General features: G+C 36.8%; 19 protein-coding genes. 10 read left to right on the forward strand and 9 right to left on the reverse strand.

What is annotated here, in order from left to right:
- The first annotated feature begins 22 nt into the window (after positions 1 to 22).
- From RUH74_RS02040 to RUH74_RS02065, 6 genes are all read left to right on the forward strand, one after another.
- Positions 23 to 313 carry a hydrolase gene (locus tag RUH74_RS02040; protein ID WP_313798586.1) on the forward strand — a complete coding sequence of 97 codons (291 nt, stop codon included), beginning with the start codon at positions 23 to 25 and terminating at the stop codon, positions 311 to 313.
- Positions 314 to 761: 448 nt separating this feature from the next.
- Positions 762 to 896: a hypothetical protein gene (locus tag RUH74_RS02045; RefSeq protein WP_313798587.1), complete on the forward strand. Its 135-nt coding sequence runs from the start codon at positions 762 to 764 to the stop codon at positions 894 to 896.
- 189 nt (positions 897 to 1085) lie between these two features.
- A complete protein-coding gene (locus RUH74_RS02050; RefSeq protein ID WP_313798588.1) occupies positions 1086 to 1544 on the forward strand; it encodes a DinB family protein in 459 nt (152 codons plus the stop codon).
- A gap of 153 nt (positions 1545 to 1697) precedes the next feature.
- Positions 1698 to 2084, forward strand: coding sequence for a YvaD family protein (locus tag RUH74_RS02055; RefSeq protein WP_313798589.1), 387 nt, complete (start codon positions 1698 to 1700; stop codon positions 2082 to 2084).
- Between the two features lie 252 nt (positions 2085 to 2336).
- Positions 2337 to 2465, forward strand: coding sequence for an anti-repressor SinI family protein (locus tag RUH74_RS02060; RefSeq protein ID WP_313798590.1), 129 nt, complete (start codon positions 2337 to 2339; stop codon positions 2463 to 2465).
- Positions 2466 to 2606: 141 nt separating this feature from the next.
- Positions 2607 to 2795, forward strand: coding sequence for a transcription initiation factor TFIIIB (locus RUH74_RS02065; protein WP_313798591.1), 189 nt, complete (start codon positions 2607 to 2609; stop codon positions 2793 to 2795).
- Positions 2796 to 2856: 61 nt separating this feature from the next.
- On the opposite strand, the gene mutL is transcribed toward RUH74_RS02065, so the two are convergent.
- The 4 genes from mutL to RUH74_RS02085 form a co-directional block, all read right to left on the reverse strand.
- Positions 2857 to 4731 carry a DNA mismatch repair endonuclease MutL gene (gene mutL, locus RUH74_RS02070; RefSeq protein ID WP_313798592.1) on the reverse strand — a complete coding sequence of 625 codons (1875 nt, stop codon included), beginning with the start codon at positions 4729 to 4731 and terminating at the stop codon, positions 2857 to 2859.
- A gap of 25 nt (positions 4732 to 4756) precedes the next feature.
- Positions 4757 to 7357: a DNA mismatch repair protein MutS gene (mutS, locus tag RUH74_RS02075; RefSeq protein ID WP_313798593.1), complete on the reverse strand. Its 2601-nt coding sequence runs from the start codon at positions 7355 to 7357 to the stop codon at positions 4757 to 4759.
- 125 nt (positions 7358 to 7482) lie between these two features.
- Positions 7483 to 8100, reverse strand: a complete 618-nt coding sequence (locus RUH74_RS02080) for a PH domain-containing protein (protein WP_313798594.1) — start codon at positions 8098 to 8100, stop codon at positions 7483 to 7485.
- Between the two features lie 99 nt (positions 8101 to 8199).
- Entirely contained in the window at positions 8200 to 8826 is a 627-nt protein-coding gene (locus RUH74_RS02085; RefSeq protein WP_313798595.1) for a LysE family translocator, read from the reverse strand.
- A 250-nt stretch (positions 8827 to 9076) separates the two neighbouring features.
- On the opposite strand from RUH74_RS02085, the gene RUH74_RS02090 reads away from it, so the two are divergent.
- The gene (locus RUH74_RS02090; RefSeq protein ID WP_313798596.1) at positions 9077 to 9430 is read left to right on the forward strand and encodes a VOC family protein; all 354 of its coding nucleotides are present in this window, start codon (positions 9077 to 9079) and stop codon (positions 9428 to 9430) included.
- 209 nt (positions 9431 to 9639) lie between these two features.
- Here the strand turns inward: RUH74_RS02090 and RUH74_RS02095 are convergent, their stop codons facing one another.
- Complete coding sequence (locus tag RUH74_RS02095) at positions 9640 to 10188, reverse strand: outer spore coat protein CotE (protein ID WP_313798597.1); 549 nt, start codon at positions 10186 to 10188, stop codon at positions 9640 to 9642.
- Between the two features lie 343 nt (positions 10189 to 10531).
- Between RUH74_RS02095 and RUH74_RS02100 the strand changes: the two genes are divergently transcribed.
- From RUH74_RS02100 to RUH74_RS02110, 3 genes are all read left to right on the forward strand, one after another.
- Entirely contained in the window at positions 10532 to 10927 is a 396-nt protein-coding gene (locus RUH74_RS02100) for a hypothetical protein (RefSeq protein WP_313798598.1), read from the forward strand.
- Between the two features lie 31 nt (positions 10928 to 10958).
- The gene (locus RUH74_RS02105) at positions 10959 to 11261 is read left to right on the forward strand and encodes a hypothetical protein (RefSeq protein ID WP_313798599.1); all 303 of its coding nucleotides are present in this window, start codon (positions 10959 to 10961) and stop codon (positions 11259 to 11261) included.
- Between the two features lie 79 nt (positions 11262 to 11340).
- Positions 11341 to 11694: a hypothetical protein gene (locus tag RUH74_RS02110; protein ID WP_313798600.1), complete on the forward strand. Its 354-nt coding sequence runs from the start codon at positions 11341 to 11343 to the stop codon at positions 11692 to 11694.
- Between the two features lie 244 nt (positions 11695 to 11938).
- Here RUH74_RS02110 and RUH74_RS02115 read toward each other — a convergent pair whose 3' ends face one another.
- From RUH74_RS02115 to RUH74_RS02130, 4 genes are all read right to left on the reverse strand, one after another.
- Complete coding sequence (locus RUH74_RS02115) at positions 11939 to 12370, reverse strand: YlbF/YmcA family competence regulator (protein ID WP_313798601.1); 432 nt, start codon at positions 12368 to 12370, stop codon at positions 11939 to 11941.
- Position 12371: 1 nt separating this feature from the next.
- Entirely contained in the window at positions 12372 to 13916 is a 1545-nt protein-coding gene (miaB, locus tag RUH74_RS02120; protein WP_313798602.1) for a tRNA (N6-isopentenyl adenosine(37)-C2)-methylthiotransferase MiaB, read from the reverse strand.
- Between the two features lie 348 nt (positions 13917 to 14264).
- Complete coding sequence (locus RUH74_RS02125; RefSeq protein WP_313798603.1) at positions 14265 to 15131, reverse strand: 2-oxoacid:ferredoxin oxidoreductase subunit beta; 867 nt, start codon at positions 15129 to 15131, stop codon at positions 14265 to 14267.
- Entirely contained in the window at positions 15132 to 16868 is a 1737-nt protein-coding gene (locus tag RUH74_RS02130) for a 2-oxoacid:acceptor oxidoreductase subunit alpha (protein WP_313798604.1), read from the reverse strand.
- Between the last annotated feature and the right edge of the window lie 19 nt (positions 16869 to 16887).

Below are 16887 nucleotides of genomic sequence, written 5' to 3' on the forward strand. Positions count from 1 at the left end.
TTATAGGAAAGGAGGGTGATTGATGTTGAGTATTAAAATTTCAAAAAGTTGTCAATGCAATGAATGTAAAAAAGAGGAAAATGAGCACCACAACAGATGTAAAGGTTGTATTTGTGATACCTTAAGAAAATTGCAACCTCAAACTGAAGTAGATGTTTTTCTCGATAGCGGTCAAGTGTTAGAAGACGTTCAGTTTATTAACTTAAACAACAGAACTTGTTGTGCTTTCTTCGTAGATCTTGAAACTGAACCAGGTTCAACACTAATTGTTGACTGTCAAAAAATTTCGGCTATTCGTATTGAAGCAGACTGATATCAGAATGGATTGCCATCCTAATGGATGGTAATCTTTTAAGTTTGTAAAAAACCGCGCTTATTGCTTTTATTGGATTTTAATAAGCTTCCTTACTATCATTGCTACTCTCAGGAATATATCCTAATAGAGATTTTCCTTTGGTTGCACCTTTATATAGGCATTGCATCCTTTTTAGAAGATCTACGAGACCAGCATTTATAGCTTTTTCTTCTCTTAAATGCACCGAATTAACACTATATTTCTCTTGCTAATGCAGCTAAAGTAATCTTTAATGTTTCAAATTCTTTATCTTCATTAATCCCAATTAGTCAATTCACATCACCAGCCACTTCCGTTCTTAAGGTTGTACTGCTTTTTTATTTGGTTTTTGTGATTTCCTAATTTAAACATATTTATGTTCTATTTACCAACAAAAAATATATAATCACTTTAGGGAGGTGATTATATGAAAAAGAAACTAGGCATCATCATATTTGCCGTAGCATTATTCGGTGCAACTTCTGCATCTGCAGCATCGGAAATTAAGCCAAATGGCCCTAATTGTTATTGGGTAGGTTCAGTATGGGTTTGTGATCAATAAGACATAATTATATAAACAAAAATACTTAGTACTTTTATTGCCACTTAGAGTGGTTTTTTTATTTAAAAGCAATGTATGTTTTTTGGAAAAAGAATTACTGCTAAACCCCAAATATAATATTAGGATTCTTATAACATTGGCAACATTTTTTTGTTTATAATGAACTTAAACATAATATAAACAGAAAGGATGTTTTTCTTGCTTTTTCCATTTCGAAACGTTCCTAGAAAAACTTTAATACCCTACCTAACCAATCTTGATGAAGAATGTTGGTTTATCAAATCAGATATTTATCCAAATAATCTTGCTTGGATAATTTCTCATATAACCAGCAGTGAGGATTTTTGGATTAATGAAGTTGCTCTTAAAAAAAGTTGTATTTTAAATGTTAACGAATACTGTTCCCCTAAAGAAATCTTAGAAAGCTATATTCAGATTAGAAAATATACAGATGATATCCTATACCAATTAGAAGATTCGCAATTAAATGAAATAGTGGAAATCCCTAAGTTTTCGGACGGATGGACACCACCTACAGTGCCAACTCTAAACTGGCTGTTTGATCATGTTTATTCACATGAAAAACACCATATTGGACAAATTGCTGTTATTGCCAGTATTAATGGTTTTCAAAAACCATTATTTTAAGATTATAACAGGAGGAAACCTTTTTCCCGTATTTACATTTTATGCTTCAAAACCGTACTATTTAAATTGCTTATTTTGTCTCTACTGAAACTTTCACAGTTTTTATTCGTATATTCCATTGAAAATAATGAAAATAATTCTAGGGAGATTACGATGAAAACTTTAAAAATACTATTTTTAATAACTGATATTGGCTTTATTATCTATTGGTTAGTTACATTTCTTGAATTAATTCCAAACGAGTATTTATATAATGACTACAATAACCCTATTTTAGTCGCTTGGAATTGGTCATTTTTCCCTTTAGACATACTCGTATCAATTACTGGTCTAACAAGCTTATATTTATATAAAAAAGGGAATAATATTTGGAGCAAAATGGCACTAATATCATTAGTCCTTACATTTTGTGCTGGACTTCAAGCGATTTCATTTTGGACTTTCAGTAGTGATTTTGATGTTACTTGGTGGATCCCTAATTTGTTCTTACTGATCTATCCATTATTTTATATTCCAAATCTTTTAAGAAAAGTTATATAATCTTATTTGTAGCTCATCAGCCTAGGATGGGCTTTTTTCATAGTCTGAGAGTTAATTACTGATCTATTTTTTTAGACTTATGTTGACAATCTTCTTGAAAAGGTAATTCTAAACGGTAACGAGCTTAATTTATTAAAAGTCCTTAGTCAAACTTGTATAGAAAATGTAAAGATACAAAGTATACAATATACTCACGGTGGTTCCATAATTTTATAGGATAACCAAAATATTACATAAAAAGAGGGGACACTAATGAGTGATTTGGAAAAAAATTCATTAGATAAAGAATGGAAAGAACTTATACTTCTTGCATTTAAAATGGGCATTTCCTTAAAAGAAATCAGAGAGTTCTTTGCCCAAACTTCTTCCGGACCTAAGTAGGTCCCCTTTTTTATTGAACCATTTAAAGGCTGCATAACCACGAAACTTTATCTCATGCATGTTCATTCATGCCTGCTTTTTTTAAACCTTATTTCTAAAAAAACGTAATAAGAATTAAAACATAAATATTAGGGGGATAATATGAATAACCAAATTCAAATTTGCAATTCTTGTGGGAGTAAAAAGTTCACAAAAGGTCGATTAGATGGTTATGCGAAAGTTAGACCACTTAACAAAACATTTTCATTAGGATCAGGTATAATTCTTACTTTTTGCAAAAATTGTGGTGAAGTATTTTCTATGAAAGTGGAAAATCTTAATAAGTTTTAAGAAAATTAGTAAATAAATAAGGAGAAGCCCTTATAAATCAAGGCTTCCCTATTCTTTAAAATTACATCACCCGTTTAAACATTTTCTCCATCTCATAAATTGAATATTGAATGATGATAGGCCGTCCGTGCGGGCATGTAAATGGATCTGAAGTGTGTCTAAGCTCATCAAGCAAAGCTTGGATTTCATCATTTCTTAAATGGTGATTTGCTTTAATGGAAGCTTTACAGCTCATCATGATGGCTGCTTCTTCCCTTAACTTTTTAATATCCACTCTTTTCATAGAAAGGAGCTGTTCAATCATGTCCTCGATAATTTCTTTCTCTTCCCCTTTCGGAAGCCATTGTGGATGGGAGCGAATGATAAAACTATTGTGTCCAAATGGTTCAAGGAAGACACCAACTTTTTCAAGTTCATTTTTATATTCGTCAATTTTAATATAATCGTCGGTGGAATATTCAAAAGTAAGTGGAATCAGCATTTCTTGAAGCTCACTCTCAACTTGTCCAACCTTTTCTTTAAAGTATTCGTATTTAATCCGTTCCTGCGCAGCATGCTGGTCGATAATATACAAACCCTTCTCATTTTGAGCAAAAATATATGTGCCATGCATTTGCCCAATTGGGTATAGAGGCGGGACTCTTGAAGCCTGAATCTGGTTGGGTTGATTAATGTTTAATTGGCTCGTCACCTCATCCAGTTTTTCTTCAATATTAGGTACATACGGATCAGCAGCATGATCCATTTCTTCGTACATTTCATTCGGATAACTAGAAGAAGCATCCCTTTTCGGCTCATTTTCGACCATATTTTCACGAATATAGGAAGGACTAGACTTTTCCACAGCTGCTTCGCGTATTGGATTAAAAACTGGAACATGATCCAATTCTAAAAATGTTTGTTCCTCCCTCGGCTTAACTGGTTTCGGTTCTGTAAAGCCTGTTGGGATTAATTCTTGTGACTTAAAGGCGTTCTTAATTGCACCAGCAACAAGTTCATTTAATTCTTGTTCTTTACTTAAGCGAACTTCCATTTTTGAAGGATGGACATTCACATCGACAAGTAACGGGTCCATCTCAATATTCAAAAGGACAATTGGGTAGCGCCCGATTGGCAGCAGTGTATGGTATCCCTCTTGAATCGCTTTTGCAAGCGTGTAATTTTTGATAAAGCGCCCATTAATCATTGTAGAAATATAATTCCGTGAAGCTCTAGTAATTTCAGGCAGGGCAGCATAGCCACTAATATGGAAATCGAGAGAAGTAGCGACTATCGGCACCATTTTCTTCACAATGTTCATGCCGTAAATTGATGCTAATACTTGACGGACATCGCCATTCCCATTCGTATGCAGTAATTTCCGATCATTATGAATGAGGCGGAAAGAAACTTCCGGATGGGCAAGAGCCAAACGATTGACCACATCGGTAATATTTCCGAGCTCCGTATGAATAGTCTTCATATATTTGAGTCTTGCTGGTGTATTGAAGAACAGATCGGATACGGTTAAATCTGTTCCCTTCCGTCCTGGAGCTTTTTCAATAGCTTCCACTTTTCCTCCCTCAACCTGAATGCGTGTCCCAATTTCTCCTGTCGAAGTTTTCATATCAATTCTCGAAACAGAAGCAATACTGGGCAATGCTTCCCCACGGAAACCTAATGTTCGAATTCGAAATAGATCTGTTTCATCTTTAATTTTGCTCGTTGCATGGCGTTGGAAGGCCGTCAATACATCGTCTTCCTCAATGCCATCCCCATTATCAATGATGCGAATTTTTGCTAATCCTGCTTCTTCCGCCTCTATTTCTATAATGGTACTACCAGCATCAATTGAATTTTCCACTAGTTCTTTTACGACAGAGGCTGGCCGTTCAACTACTTCCCCAGCGGCAATTTTATTTGAGAGTGCGTCATCTAGCTGAATAATTTTGGACATTGCCTACACCTCCATGTTCAAGCGGTTATCCTTTTAATTTCTTGTGTAGTTCATATAGCGTATTTAGTGCTTCCATTGGTGTCATATCTAAAATATCTATATCTCTTACTTTTTCAATAATCCGTTTTTCCTTTGTACTCAATGCCGCTGGTTTCTTCTCAACAGGTTCATCAAAGAAGGAAAGCTGAGCAGCATCTTCAGCGATATTATGCATGTTCTTTTCAGGAGGAGGCTGCGTTGTCTGCTCATCCTTCTGTTCAAGCTTCGTCAAAATTTCATTTGCTCTCGTAATTAGTTCCTCAGGTAGCTCAGCAAGCTGTGCGACGTGAATCCCATAGCTCTTGTCAGCAGCTCCTTCTTTTATTTTATGAAGAAAGACAACTTTGCCATTTTGCTCAATTGCACTGACATGGACATTTTTAACCATTGGAAGTTCTTCTTCTAATACTGTCAATTCATGATAATGGGTGGAGAATAATGTTTTCGCACCTAAACGGTTATGGATATATTCAATAATTGCCTGCGCTAGCGCCATACCGTCATAGGTTGATGTTCCACGGCCGATCTCATCAAAGAGTATAAGGCTATCCTGAGTGGCATTAACAATCGCATTTTTCGCTTCTAGCATCTCAACCATAAACGTACTTTGACCGGAGATAAGATCATCTGCTGCGCCAATTCTTGTAAATACTTGATCAAATATAGGTAGAACAGCTTCTGACGCAGGCACAAAGCAGCCAATTTGCGCTAAAATGGCAGTTAAAGCAATTTGTCTCATATACGTACTTTTACCTGACATATTTGGCCCAGTTATTAGCAGCATTTCTCTTTCTGCATCCATATAACAATCATTTGGTACATATTCTTGTGCGTTCATGACTTTTTCGACGACTGGGTGTCTGCCATCTTTAATCACAATTCTACGTTCCTTTGTGAACGAAGGCTTCACATAGTGTCTTTCCTCACTAACTGTAGCAAAGCATTGCAGGACATCAAGCTCACTTACCAACTTTGCAAGAGATTGCAATCTTGGGATGAATTCCTTCACATATTCACGGACTGCTGTAAATAATTCGTATTCCAGCTCTACGCTTTTTTCTTCCGCCTGTAAAATAAGTGCTTCTTTTTCTTTCAAATCAGGTGTGATAAATCGCTCAGCATTTGTTAAAGTTTGTTTGCGCTCATACTGCCCTTCTTTTAATAGATGTAAATTTGCTCTTGTCACTTCAATATAATAGCCAAATACACGATTGTAGCCAACCTTCAATGATTTGATACCCGTTTTCTCCCGCTCCTGTTTTTCAAGCTGGGCAATCCATGTTTTCCCATTCCTTGTAGCATCACGATATTGATCTAATTGCTCGTCGTATCCATCCTTGATCATATTCCCATCTTTAATAGACAAAGGCGGATTCTCTGCAATAGCACGATCCAAAAGATCGACAACTTCCTCACAGGCATCAAGCTTTTCAGCAAGTATTCCCGCCTCATCGTTAGAAAGCTTTCTGAGCAATTGTTTCAGCTCAGGAATCTGGAGCAAAGATCGTCTCAATTGGACCAAATCACGCGCATTTACATTCCCAAATGCTACTCTGCCTGCAAGACGCTCAAGGTCATAAACCTCTTTTAGCTTCTCTCTTAATTCTTCCCGTTCAAAAAAGGCGGCAATAAAGGTTTCAACAAGGGTTTGCCGGCGAATAATTTCCTTCGCATTTACAAGAGGACGATCTACCCATTGCTTTAACAGCCTGCCACCCATAGCCGTCTTTGTTTCATCGAGAAGCCATAGCAACGAACCCTTTTTTCCTTTGGAACGAATCGTTTCGGTTAGTTCCAAGTTTCTTTTGGAAAAATAATCAATTTTCATATATTGATTCGTTTGGTAAGTAGATACCGTCTGTAAATGATCTAAACTTCTTTTTTGCGTACGATATAAATAGTTAAATAGTCTAGCAGTTGTTTGACGAAGCTTGTCCTGATTAATCTCCTCTAGTAAATGCAGATAGCTCTCTTTGCTCGTACAATCCTCTTCGAACGAGATGGTCAGAACAGAACGCTCTTTCATTTTTCGCTGCCACTCTCCATTGAAATCGTGTGCAATAATTACTTCTTTCGCACCTGAAATGGATAGCTCATTCAATACCTCATCAAAGCCAGTGCTAATCATAGTGACCTTCGTTTCACCAGTCGAAAGATCATTGTAGGCAAATCCAAAGGTTTCATCAGCAAAATAGCTGATCGAAGCAATAAAATTGTTTTCCTTTTCATGAAGACCTTTGCCTTCCATCATTGTCCCAGGCGTTATTAATTGAACAACTTCCCGTTTAACGACACCCTTTGCTTGTTTCGGATCTTCCGTTTGTTCACAAATAGCTACTTTATATCCACGTTCAACTAATTGTTCAATATAATGTGGTGCAGAATGGTATGGAACCCCACACATCGGAATGCGGTCTTCTGAGCCGCCTTCCCTGCTCGTTAAGGTGATTTCCAGCTCCTGTGATGCTTTAATGGCATCGTCGAAAAACATCTCGTAAAAATCTCCAAGACGAAAAAATAAAAAGGCATCCTCGTAATCTGCCTTTACTCTCAAGTATTGCTGTATCATAGGCGTATAAGCTGCCATAATATCCTCCAAATGTTCAAATGTAACTTTTTATATACCTATTATATCATAAAGTATTATTTATTTTTGTTTCTTATAACAAAGAAAAGCAGGATCATAAAATTAAGATCGCTGCTTTCACTGATTCAATTATTAATATATTTTTCAAACACATAACCAAAATCTTTTACATTGTATTTCTTTCTGCTATTCATAAGCCAATTAAATGCGGTTTCATTTAATACTCTAAAGTTATCTACAAAATTATTATCCTGCGGAATTGCAGAACGGCTAAATGTATTTGAAGTTAATTCCAAGCTCCTTTCGGCATAAGACATGGACACTTCATTTTCATGGCAAATTTCCGAAATACGAATAAGTGCTTTATATAGATCTTTCAATTCTTCAATATACTTTTTGTGAACATCAATCGAAAAATGAACAGGCCCGATCACAAATTTTATCTCCACATCCAAATCAACCGTGCCAGCTGTTTCAAGCATTACATCTGAAATCGCATGTTCCTTGTATGCATATCGCTTTAAAGTTCGCTTTTTACTCATTGCACTCGTGCCGTCTAAATGAATTAATGCTTTATTGGTGAAGCAATATTCATCCGATTTTGATTTAATTAAGAAGTAAATTTTTTCGTTGTCCTCATGAAGAACGTAGTCATCTGCATCTACTTTGTCATAATCAACAGGCTTGATCACACTTCCAACATCACTTAACCCTAATACATCTGAAGCAACTTTTTTGAACATAAGCCTACCTCCTAGGTTTCTTTCAATTAATCATTTTAACATGTGAAGGAAGAAAATAGGATACACCGATTGTAAATAAGGACTATTTAACCAATCAAACTAGTTCTTTTCCAAAGCTAATTTTAAACCAAATAGTATCAATACTCCTCCTGTCACCCCTTCTACTGCCTTTATCGTTGAAGGCTTCTTCATAAAGTCACTTATAAAATGAATTAAGTATATATAGAAGAAAAACCAAATCAATGTTAATAAGGTATAGGTTAAGCCTAGTGTTAAAAATTCAAAAAATGCATGATCACCTTTTCCGGCAAATTGAGGCAAAAAGGTAAGGAAGAATACTGCTACTTTTGGATTTAATAGGTTCGTTAAAAACCCTTGCCTAAAGTTTGATTCTTTACCATATTTGTTAACCTGCTCAGAGTTAGCAGCAGCTTGTGGCTGTTTTTTTATAATAAATAAAATCGATTTGCAGCCAAGATAAATCAGGTATACAGCTCCTGCATATTTAAGAATAGAAAAAAGGAAAGCCGATTTAACAATCAGAGCGGATAAACCAAACACAGCTGCCGTTGTATGAATGAGTAATGCTACAAGCGTGCCAGCAGTTGTTTGTAACCCTGCAGATTTTCGCTTGGTGATTGTATTTTTTGTAATAACCGCTGTGTCCGGGCCCGGTAAAATTATCAGCATAAATGCCATGAATATAAATAGAAAATAATTCCCCACCAGGAAAGCCTCCCTTTTTAAATTTTTATTTATTATAATCTAAATTTACAGACAATTAAACATGAAACTTGCTGCTTTATTTCGCATAAAGGGAGATGATCTGACAAATTGAAAGAGGATTAAGATTGGATAAGATATTTTCGAGATTTTTATTATTCATAGACCACAAAATTATTTATTGATGAGAGGGAAATTCCATACATTTCTAGAAATAATTTGATTGTAATAAAATTTGAATGGGGGTTCGTTCATGTCTAAAATATTTCAACGGATTGACACAGTGTTTGTTCCAACAAAAGATATTGAAAAATCACTAAACTGGTATGTTGAAATCCTAGGAGGAATTCCAGACTGGAAAAGTGAAAGAGGAGAATATCAGTGTGTGAAATTCGGGGATACATCTATTACTTTATTCCTCACTAACGATCAAAATTATTTTCAACCAAGACGAAGTTCTTTTAACTTTTATGTACCTAACGCACAAATAGCTTATGAATACTTAAGAACTAACGGAGTCAAAGTTGAAGAAGTAAAGGAATATGGCGCTAAATACTTCCAATTTTTTGATGTAGACGGGAATTGTTTAGAAGTATGTGAGTATTAACACAATTCTAGTTAGAACATACAAATATAAAGGAAACTTCTAACTCCTACAATCACTTAACCATTAAAGATAAAAGAAAGGCAAGTGACCTATTCAATAATAGATGATCATTTGGTTGCTTTTTGGTCACTTGCAAATTTTTAAAAGAAACAAATGCTAGATTGATAATACTAAAAAAGAAAAAACTAGGAAGCAGGCCCTCCTAGTTATTACTCTTCTTCATCTCCAACTAAAAAATCTGGATTTAAATCTTCGAATGCATCATCTTCGACTTCATCTAAGCCCCATTCATCATCATCACAATCACATTGATCATGATGAACAGCTACACATACTTTCGTTTCACCAATCACTTCAACGAGAAATTCTCTTTCCACGTGAACGATAATTTTATTTCCATTTGGTGAAATCACACATTCACAGCAGTTAGGCTGCTGCAATACGCGTGCCACTACTTCATGGTCGTCAAGGCAATCAGGATCACGGTATTTTAATTTAATGACATCTTTATAATTAACACGTTCTGTAACAACCTCTGTTTTTGTATTATTATCAAAGGAATACCAAACGTTAATGTCATAGTAGCCGCTAACCTCGACTGTTTTACCGACCTTTTTCGCCTCGTACGTATGGTTTATAATCCAGCAGCCAAGGATGCTTGACGGATGGTGTTTAGGGCATATCGTATGATTGGACTGGGTGAATTTTCGTCCTTTTGCAACGACCGCCTTTGTTATTATCTCTCTGTATTCTCCCATTGCGAGCGAACCTCCTCATTCATTTTCAATTCATCCTATGCGGGATATTAGACTAGTGTGCGATATTTCTTGATGAATGTTAGGTAAATGTATTGGCATAATTCATAGTATGCTTTTTCAGGGCGAATGTGCCATATTACTAAATTAGAGAGCACATATCTTATAAACAGGTAATTGTTCGTAGAATAGGTTTCCTTTATAGACATATTTTTTCATCATTTGTTCTTTTGCCAGTTGCACCGTTTGGCAGTTTCATAAAAATATATGTTTGCCCTCATTAAAACGCGGATACAGCTTGGCTTTTTCACCAATATAATACAGTAACGAGAAGGAGGTGATCAGCATGGCCAACTTAGATGGTTCCAATTTGAAAATAAATTTCAATGGCAAAGAAATAAATGGAGAAAAAGCCAAAGAGTTAGCAGATAAAATTTCAAAAACTTTAGCAGAGTCATTGAATGGACTTGTTTCTAATAAGTTAAGTAACTTATCAGCAAATCCCCTGAACGGAAATCTTTTCAATGGAATAAACCCATTAAAAAACTTAAACGGAATATTCAGCGAAAATTCTTTAGGGTCTAACGGTGTTCAGAATATTCTCCCAGCACTTAGCAAATTATTGCCTGTATTTGAAACATCTGATGATAATAAGAAAATAAAACTTTCATTAAATGGTGTATCATTACTTGATTTAGATCTTACTGATCTTACAAATAATAACTCCACTGAAAAGGAGTAAGGAACAATTAATACATTGGAGGAGGTGAGAAATGATGTTGGCAAATAGATGTTATGAAGACTCTCAGACAAGCCCTGTAAAGAATGAAAGACAAGCTGTTAATGGCGTCAGCAGCAACGGAGATGCATTTAAGGCCTTTACTTTCGCAGCGCAGGGAAATAGTCCGCAGGTGAACATCCCTGTACAAATCCCTGTTTCACTTGGCGGTTTTGCAGTTAATGCATCACTAATCAATATTCCAATCCTATCTGCTCAATTTAATGTGGCAAATGGTGGTGATTCACAAGCAATTTCAGTGAACAACGCAAATCAAGTAGAAAGCAACCACGCTTAGAAAGGGAAAGGCGAATTGCCTCTGTCCTGAAAAGCACAGTAGAACCAGTGATTGTCCAAAGAGAAGGGAGGTATGGAAAATGCTTGATAGAAATAAAAATAATAAATTACAATTAGATCCCGAAGTACTCAAACAACTTGGAGTTCCTGAAGAATTGCTTGAAATGGCTGCTGAAGCTGGTATCCCCTCTATTAATAACCATGCTGCAGGCGGAACGGGTGGACGTGCCATCAATTTAACCTACGTAGATAATTATTCAACCTTGCTTCTCGTATATACTTTCCTTCTCAACTATTTGGGCAATGATTCCAATCAAAATGGTTCAAAAACTTTAAATGAATCTTTACTTTCCACGCTGAATGCTGCGCTACAGGATCAGCAAGAATACAGAAAAGAATTTTTAAGAGCAGTAGATCTGCTTAGAAATAATTAGCCTCCACAACCCGAACCAGGCCGATTATACCTCCTTTTAACTATAGAGAAACCCCCTGAATAATTTCAGGGGGTTTTCCGTCTATCTAATGCTGTCTTGCTTCAGCGCCTATCGCCTATCGTACTTCAGATCCCCTCCCTACGATAAGTCAACATCGATTCGCCTAACGGCTTATCGTGTTTCCTTTATCTCAGTCAGGGCTCTTCCAGTCCGTACGGCGATGAACAAGGCGCTTTTCGCATTACTAATGATGGTGTGAGCAATCGCTATTTTTTATTTGTGACCCCGTTTCGCCGCTCAGCAAATCTCCACCTGTTGAAAGGATCACCTCATCAGTTACTGTGTTAGAAATCGCATTAGCAACCATTTGCAGCAATTCATTCACTTCAATTTGAGATTGCTTGAATTCCTGTACAACTGGGATTTCATCTAATTCATTTTGAAGGGCTTCTAGCTTATCTTCTGTTTTTTTCAACGCTTCCTTTTTACCAAAGTGCTGTAAGTTAACTGCTTGTTTTTGCAAGCCCTTTATATTTGAAATCGTTGCACGAACTTTTTCATTCTCGTTTATTTGTGCCTCTGCACGCTTAAAAAAGTCTACCTCTTCCGTTTCTGCAATCATTCGTGCAAGCTCTTTCGCTCGAGCAATAATGTCATCTTTTGTATATTTTGCCATTTCACTCCACCTCTACCACATCAAGTTCTTCTATCATTTCTCCGTTTAATGACCATGTTTTTGCATCGGTAACTTTTACTTTCACAATTTTCCCAATAGCAGATTTTGGCCCAATAAAGTTGACAAGTTTATTTTTTCTTGTATAGCCTGCTAATACATCAGGATTGTTTTTACTCTCTCCTTCTACTAGAACTTCAACAATTTGACCCTGATACTTTTTCATCGCTTCAGCGGAAAGCTCATTTACAAGTCCATTCAAACGCTGTAGACGTTCTTTTTTCACTTCCATAGGAACATTATCCTGCATTTTTGCTGCTGGTGTTCCTTCTCTAGGAGAATAAATAAACGTATAGGCAGACTCATAACCCACTTCACGATATAGTGAAAGCGTTTCTTCAAACTGCTCTTCTGTTTCATTCGGATAGCCGACAATAATATCTGTAGTAAATGTTGCGCCTGGAACAGCAGCCTTGATTTTACGAATTAGCTCCAAATAATGTTCTCTCGTATATTTTCGTGCCATGATTTTAAGCACTTCATTTGAACCAGATTGAACTGGCAAATGAATATGTTCAACGAGATTTCCGCCTTTTGCAAGTACTTCAATTAAGTGATCATCAAAATCGCGAGGATGACTTGTTGTAAAACGGATACGCGGAATATCAACTTTGCGAATTTCGTCCATTAGGTCGCCTAGACCGTATTTCATATCCTCGAAGTCTTTCCCATAAGCATTAACATTTTGACCAAGAAGGGTGATTTCTTTATATCCTTGGGCAGCTAATTGCCTAACCTCTTGGATGATATCTTCCGGACGGCGGCTGCGCTCTTTCCCGCGTGTATAAGGAACGATACAATACGTGCAGAATTTGTCACATCCGTACATGATATTAACCCAAGCTTTAATATTCCCTTGACGTACTTTCGGAAGGTTTTCAATCACGTCGCCTTCCTTAGACCATACTTCTACAACCATTTCCTTTGACATATATGCTTCATGCAATATGTTTGGGAGGCGATGAATATTATGTGTTCCAAAGATAATATCTACTTGATTATATGTTTTCAAAATTTTATTGACTACAGACTCTTCTTGGGACATACATCCACATACACCTAGAAGTAAGTCTGGCTTTTCTTTTTTCAAATGCTTCAAGTGACCCAGTTCACCAAACACCTTGTTCTCGGCGTTTTCCCGGATTGCACATGTATTTAATAATATGACATTGGCATCCTCAACAGTATTTGTCGGTTCATAGCCAAGTCCCATGAAGATCCCTGCCATAACCTCAGTATCATGCTCATTCATTTGACAGCCGTACGTACGGATATAGAATTTCCGTCCATTTCCCATCCCATGGAATTGTTGTGGAATATCAAAATCCTTATGATAAGTGACTTCTTCTTTTCCTCGCTTTTTCGCTTCCTTTAAGGATGGTGGTGTATACACCGCTTCAAAATATTTGCTATAATCCTTTTCGGATTTTTTGTCCGATGGATTAGCTGTTTCCACTTGCTGACTATCTAGTCGTTGTTTTTCATTCATAAATTTTGTCCCCTTTCTCTGTTTTGTACCTGCGAGAAAATCTATTGGAAATTCTTAAGGTTCTATAATAAAAAATATCGTAAGTAAGATTAACTACACACATTATTATAGTATAAAGCCTTTATGAATTGAAAACAATAGAAATCCTAGCATGGGACTAGTGTTCATTCACTGATCTACACTCATTTTAAAAAAATGAGATGTGTCTATTCACAAATAATAATATTATACGAATTTATCGAATTTGAACGTGACGATCATCACATTTCAGAAAAGTTATTATTGGTCAGACGGATCATTCTTCCCATAAAAACAGCCCAGGAATCTACCCTGGGCTGTCGTTATATTCTACATAAATTCTTCAACAAGCTTATCAAAATGTGCCTGATCAAGAGTTAAGTCTGCTTGAACTAATGGAATTTCTGAATATCCATTTAATAGCTCTTGATATGACTTACGCTCTGTATCTTGATAAATAAGACCTGTAACTAAGCCATTATGCTTCATTAATGTTTGCATAGCCATTTCTTTATTAGAAGAATCATAGCCTTCCACATCGCTCAATTTTGTTAAATTCTCTTTAAACCAGTCATATGTATTAACTTTATTATAAGTAACACATGGACTAAATACGTTAATTAAGGAGAATCCCTCATGTTTAATCCCAGCTTCAATTAATGCTGTCAGATCCTTAAGATCCGTAGAGAAGCTTTGGGCAACAAAAGTCGCACCAGCAGTCAATGCCATTTCCATTGGAGCAATCGCTTGTTCAATTGAACCTTCAGGCGTTGACTTAGTTTTGAAGCCTGTAGCTGATCTTGGTGATGTTTGCCCTTTTGTTAAACCATAAATTTGGTTATCCATTACAATATAAGTGATATTTACGTTTCGGCGAATCGCGTGGATTGTGTGGCTCATTCCAATTGCATAACCATCTCCATCTCCGCCAGAGGCAATAACCGTTAAGTCACGGTTAGCCATTTTGACCCCAGTTGCAATTGGAAGTGAACGTCCGTGAATTCCATGTAAACCATATGAGTTAATATATCCTGAAATACGGCCAGAACAGCCAATTCCAGAAATAACAGCTAAGTTTTCAGGTTCTAGTCCTACATTTGCTGCCGCACGCTGAATCGCAGCTTGAACGGAGAAGTCGCCACAGCCAGGACACCAGTTTGGTTTTACACTATTACGAAAATCTTTAAATGTTGCCATTTAGACCAACTCCTTGCATCTTGTATGAATTTCATGCGGCAAGAATGGATTTCCGTCGTACTTTAACATTTTTGTCATTTTTTCAGCATGACCGACGTTCATCTTAATCATATTTGCCAATTGCCCAGTCGCGTTATTTTCAACCACCACGACCTTTTTCGCAGAATTTACAAGCGGCAATAATTCATCAGACGGGAATGGATAGATTAAACGAATATGTGCATGATTCACCTTTAAACCATCTTTTTCCAAACGGCCCATTGCTTCTTCAATCGCTCCGCGAGTTGAATTGAAACCGACGATTAATAGATCTGCTTCCGCATGCGGAGCATTTTTATAAACTGGCGTATCAAATTTAATATTTTCAATTTTACGGAAGCGCTTGTCCATTTGTGCATTTCGGTTTGCTGCAGATTCGGACGGCTTGCCCTGTTCATCATGCTCAACACCTGTTACATGGTGGATACCATTTTTCGTTCCAGGAATTGTTCTTGGTGAAACGCCATCCTCTGTTACCTCATAGCGCTTAAAATACCCTTTGTTTTCGATTTCAGGTAATTCTTCGGTTACTAGCTTTCCACGGCGAATCTCAACCTTATCATACTCAAGAGGTTCAACCGTTTGCTTACCTAATGAAAGTTGTAAATCAGATAAAACAATAACAGGGCATTGGTATTCTTCAGCTAAATTGAATGCTTCTGCTGTATCATAGAAAGCCTCTTGTACAGTACTTGGCGCCATAACAATCTTCGGAATCTCCCCATGTGTACCATAGATCATCGCCATTAAGTCAGATTGCTCCTGTTTTGTAGGCAGACCTGTTGATGGACCCCCACGCTGTGTATCAACGATAACAAGTGGAGTTTCCGTTATACCGGATAGGCCGATCGCTTCCATTTTTAATGATAGTCCCGGACCTGATGAAGCAGTCAGCGCACGCACACCACCATAGTTAGCACCAATTGTCATTGTAACAGCAGCTATTTCATCTTCCGTTTGAATAACCGCTCCGCCAACTGGTGGAAGTTTTTTGATTAAGTATTCCATAATATCTGATGCTGGAGTAATTGGATATGCAGCCATGAAGCGGCAGCCGCCAGCCAATGCGCCCAGTGCAATCGCATCGTTACCAATCATAAACATACGCTTCTTGCCGTCTGCTTTCTCAAGCTCCATTAATTCCGCATTGCTTCCTAAATGTTCTTGCATATTATCAAAGCCTGATTTAATGGCTTCCATATTTTTTTCAACAACTTGCTGGCCCTTACGTCCAAAAATTTCTTGCACAACTTCTTTAAAAACGTTAATATCTAAATTTAAGACTGCACATGTTGCCCCAACAGCAACCATGTTCTTCATAAGGGATGTACCTAACTCCGTTGCTAATTCCGTAAATGGAACAGCATACATCGATGCTTTAGTATCTTCTGGTTTTATTGGATTGAACTTTGCATCCGCAATAATAACCCCTTTTTCATGGAGCTCTTTGTAGTTTAAATCGATTGTTTCTTGGTCGAATGCTACCAAAATATCAAGATCGTCAGAAATTGAACGAACTTGAGTTGTGCTAACACGAATCTTATTGTTCGTATGACCGCCTTTAATACGAGATGAGAAATGGCGGTAACCATACAAGTAGTAGCCTAATCGGTTTAAGGCAATGGCAAAAATTTCACCAGTACTCTCAATACCTTCCCCTTGTTGCCCGCCAACTTTCCACGAAAGTTGATTGATCATGACTTACACCCCTTTAGAT

This window comes from Cytobacillus sp., from assembly GCF_032154635.1.
Lineage (GTDB): Bacteria > Bacillota > Bacilli > Bacillales > Cytobacillaceae > Cytobacillus.

What these genes read in the sequence shown, in the direction of transcription:
- RUH74_RS02050 (WP_313798588.1), top strand. Translation starts at nt 1,086, where the DNA reads ATGTTTTTCTTGCTTTTTCCATTTCGAAACGTTCCTAGAAAAACTTTA.
- RUH74_RS02125 (WP_313798603.1), bottom strand. Translation starts at nt 15,131, where the DNA reads ATGGCAACATTTAAAGATTTTCGTAATAGTGTAAAACCAAACTGGTGT.
- RUH74_RS02115 (WP_313798601.1), bottom strand. Translation starts at nt 12,370, where the DNA reads ATGGCAAAATATACAAAAGATGACATTATTGCTCGAGCGAAAGAGCTT.
- RUH74_RS02105 (WP_313798599.1), top strand. Translation starts at nt 10,959, where the DNA reads ATGATGTTGGCAAATAGATGTTATGAAGACTCTCAGACAAGCCCTGTA.
- RUH74_RS02100 (WP_313798598.1), top strand. Translation starts at nt 10,532, where the DNA reads ATGGCCAACTTAGATGGTTCCAATTTGAAAATAAATTTCAATGGCAAA.
- RUH74_RS02040 (WP_313798586.1), top strand. Translation starts at nt 23, where the DNA reads ATGTTGAGTATTAAAATTTCAAAAAGTTGTCAATGCAATGAATGTAAA.
- mutS (WP_313798593.1), bottom strand. Translation starts at nt 7,357, where the DNA reads ATGGCAGCTTATACGCCTATGATACAGCAATACTTGAGAGTAAAGGCA.
- RUH74_RS02045 (WP_313798587.1), top strand. Translation starts at nt 762, where the DNA reads ATGAAAAAGAAACTAGGCATCATCATATTTGCCGTAGCATTATTCGGT.
- RUH74_RS02110 (WP_313798600.1), top strand. Translation starts at nt 11,341, where the DNA reads ATGCTTGATAGAAATAAAAATAATAAATTACAATTAGATCCCGAAGTA.
- RUH74_RS02090 (WP_313798596.1), top strand. Translation starts at nt 9,077, where the DNA reads ATGTCTAAAATATTTCAACGGATTGACACAGTGTTTGTTCCAACAAAA.
- miaB (WP_313798602.1), bottom strand. Translation starts at nt 13,916, where the DNA reads ATGAATGAAAAACAACGACTAGATAGTCAGCAAGTGGAAACAGCTAAT.
- RUH74_RS02055 (WP_313798589.1), top strand. Translation starts at nt 1,698, where the DNA reads ATGAAAACTTTAAAAATACTATTTTTAATAACTGATATTGGCTTTATT.
- RUH74_RS02130 (WP_313798604.1), bottom strand. Translation starts at nt 16,868, where the DNA reads ATGATCAATCAACTTTCGTGGAAAGTTGGCGGGCAACAAGGGGAAGGT.
- RUH74_RS02095 (WP_313798597.1), bottom strand. Translation starts at nt 10,188, where the DNA reads ATGGGAGAATACAGAGAGATAATAACAAAGGCGGTCGTTGCAAAAGGA.
- RUH74_RS02060 (WP_313798590.1), top strand. Translation starts at nt 2,337, where the DNA reads ATGAGTGATTTGGAAAAAAATTCATTAGATAAAGAATGGAAAGAACTT.
- mutL (WP_313798592.1), bottom strand. Translation starts at nt 4,731, where the DNA reads ATGTCCAAAATTATTCAGCTAGATGACGCACTCTCAAATAAAATTGCC.
- RUH74_RS02065 (WP_313798591.1), top strand. Translation starts at nt 2,607, where the DNA reads ATGAATAACCAAATTCAAATTTGCAATTCTTGTGGGAGTAAAAAGTTC.
- RUH74_RS02080 (WP_313798594.1), bottom strand. Translation starts at nt 8,100, where the DNA reads ATGTTCAAAAAAGTTGCTTCAGATGTATTAGGGTTAAGTGATGTTGGA.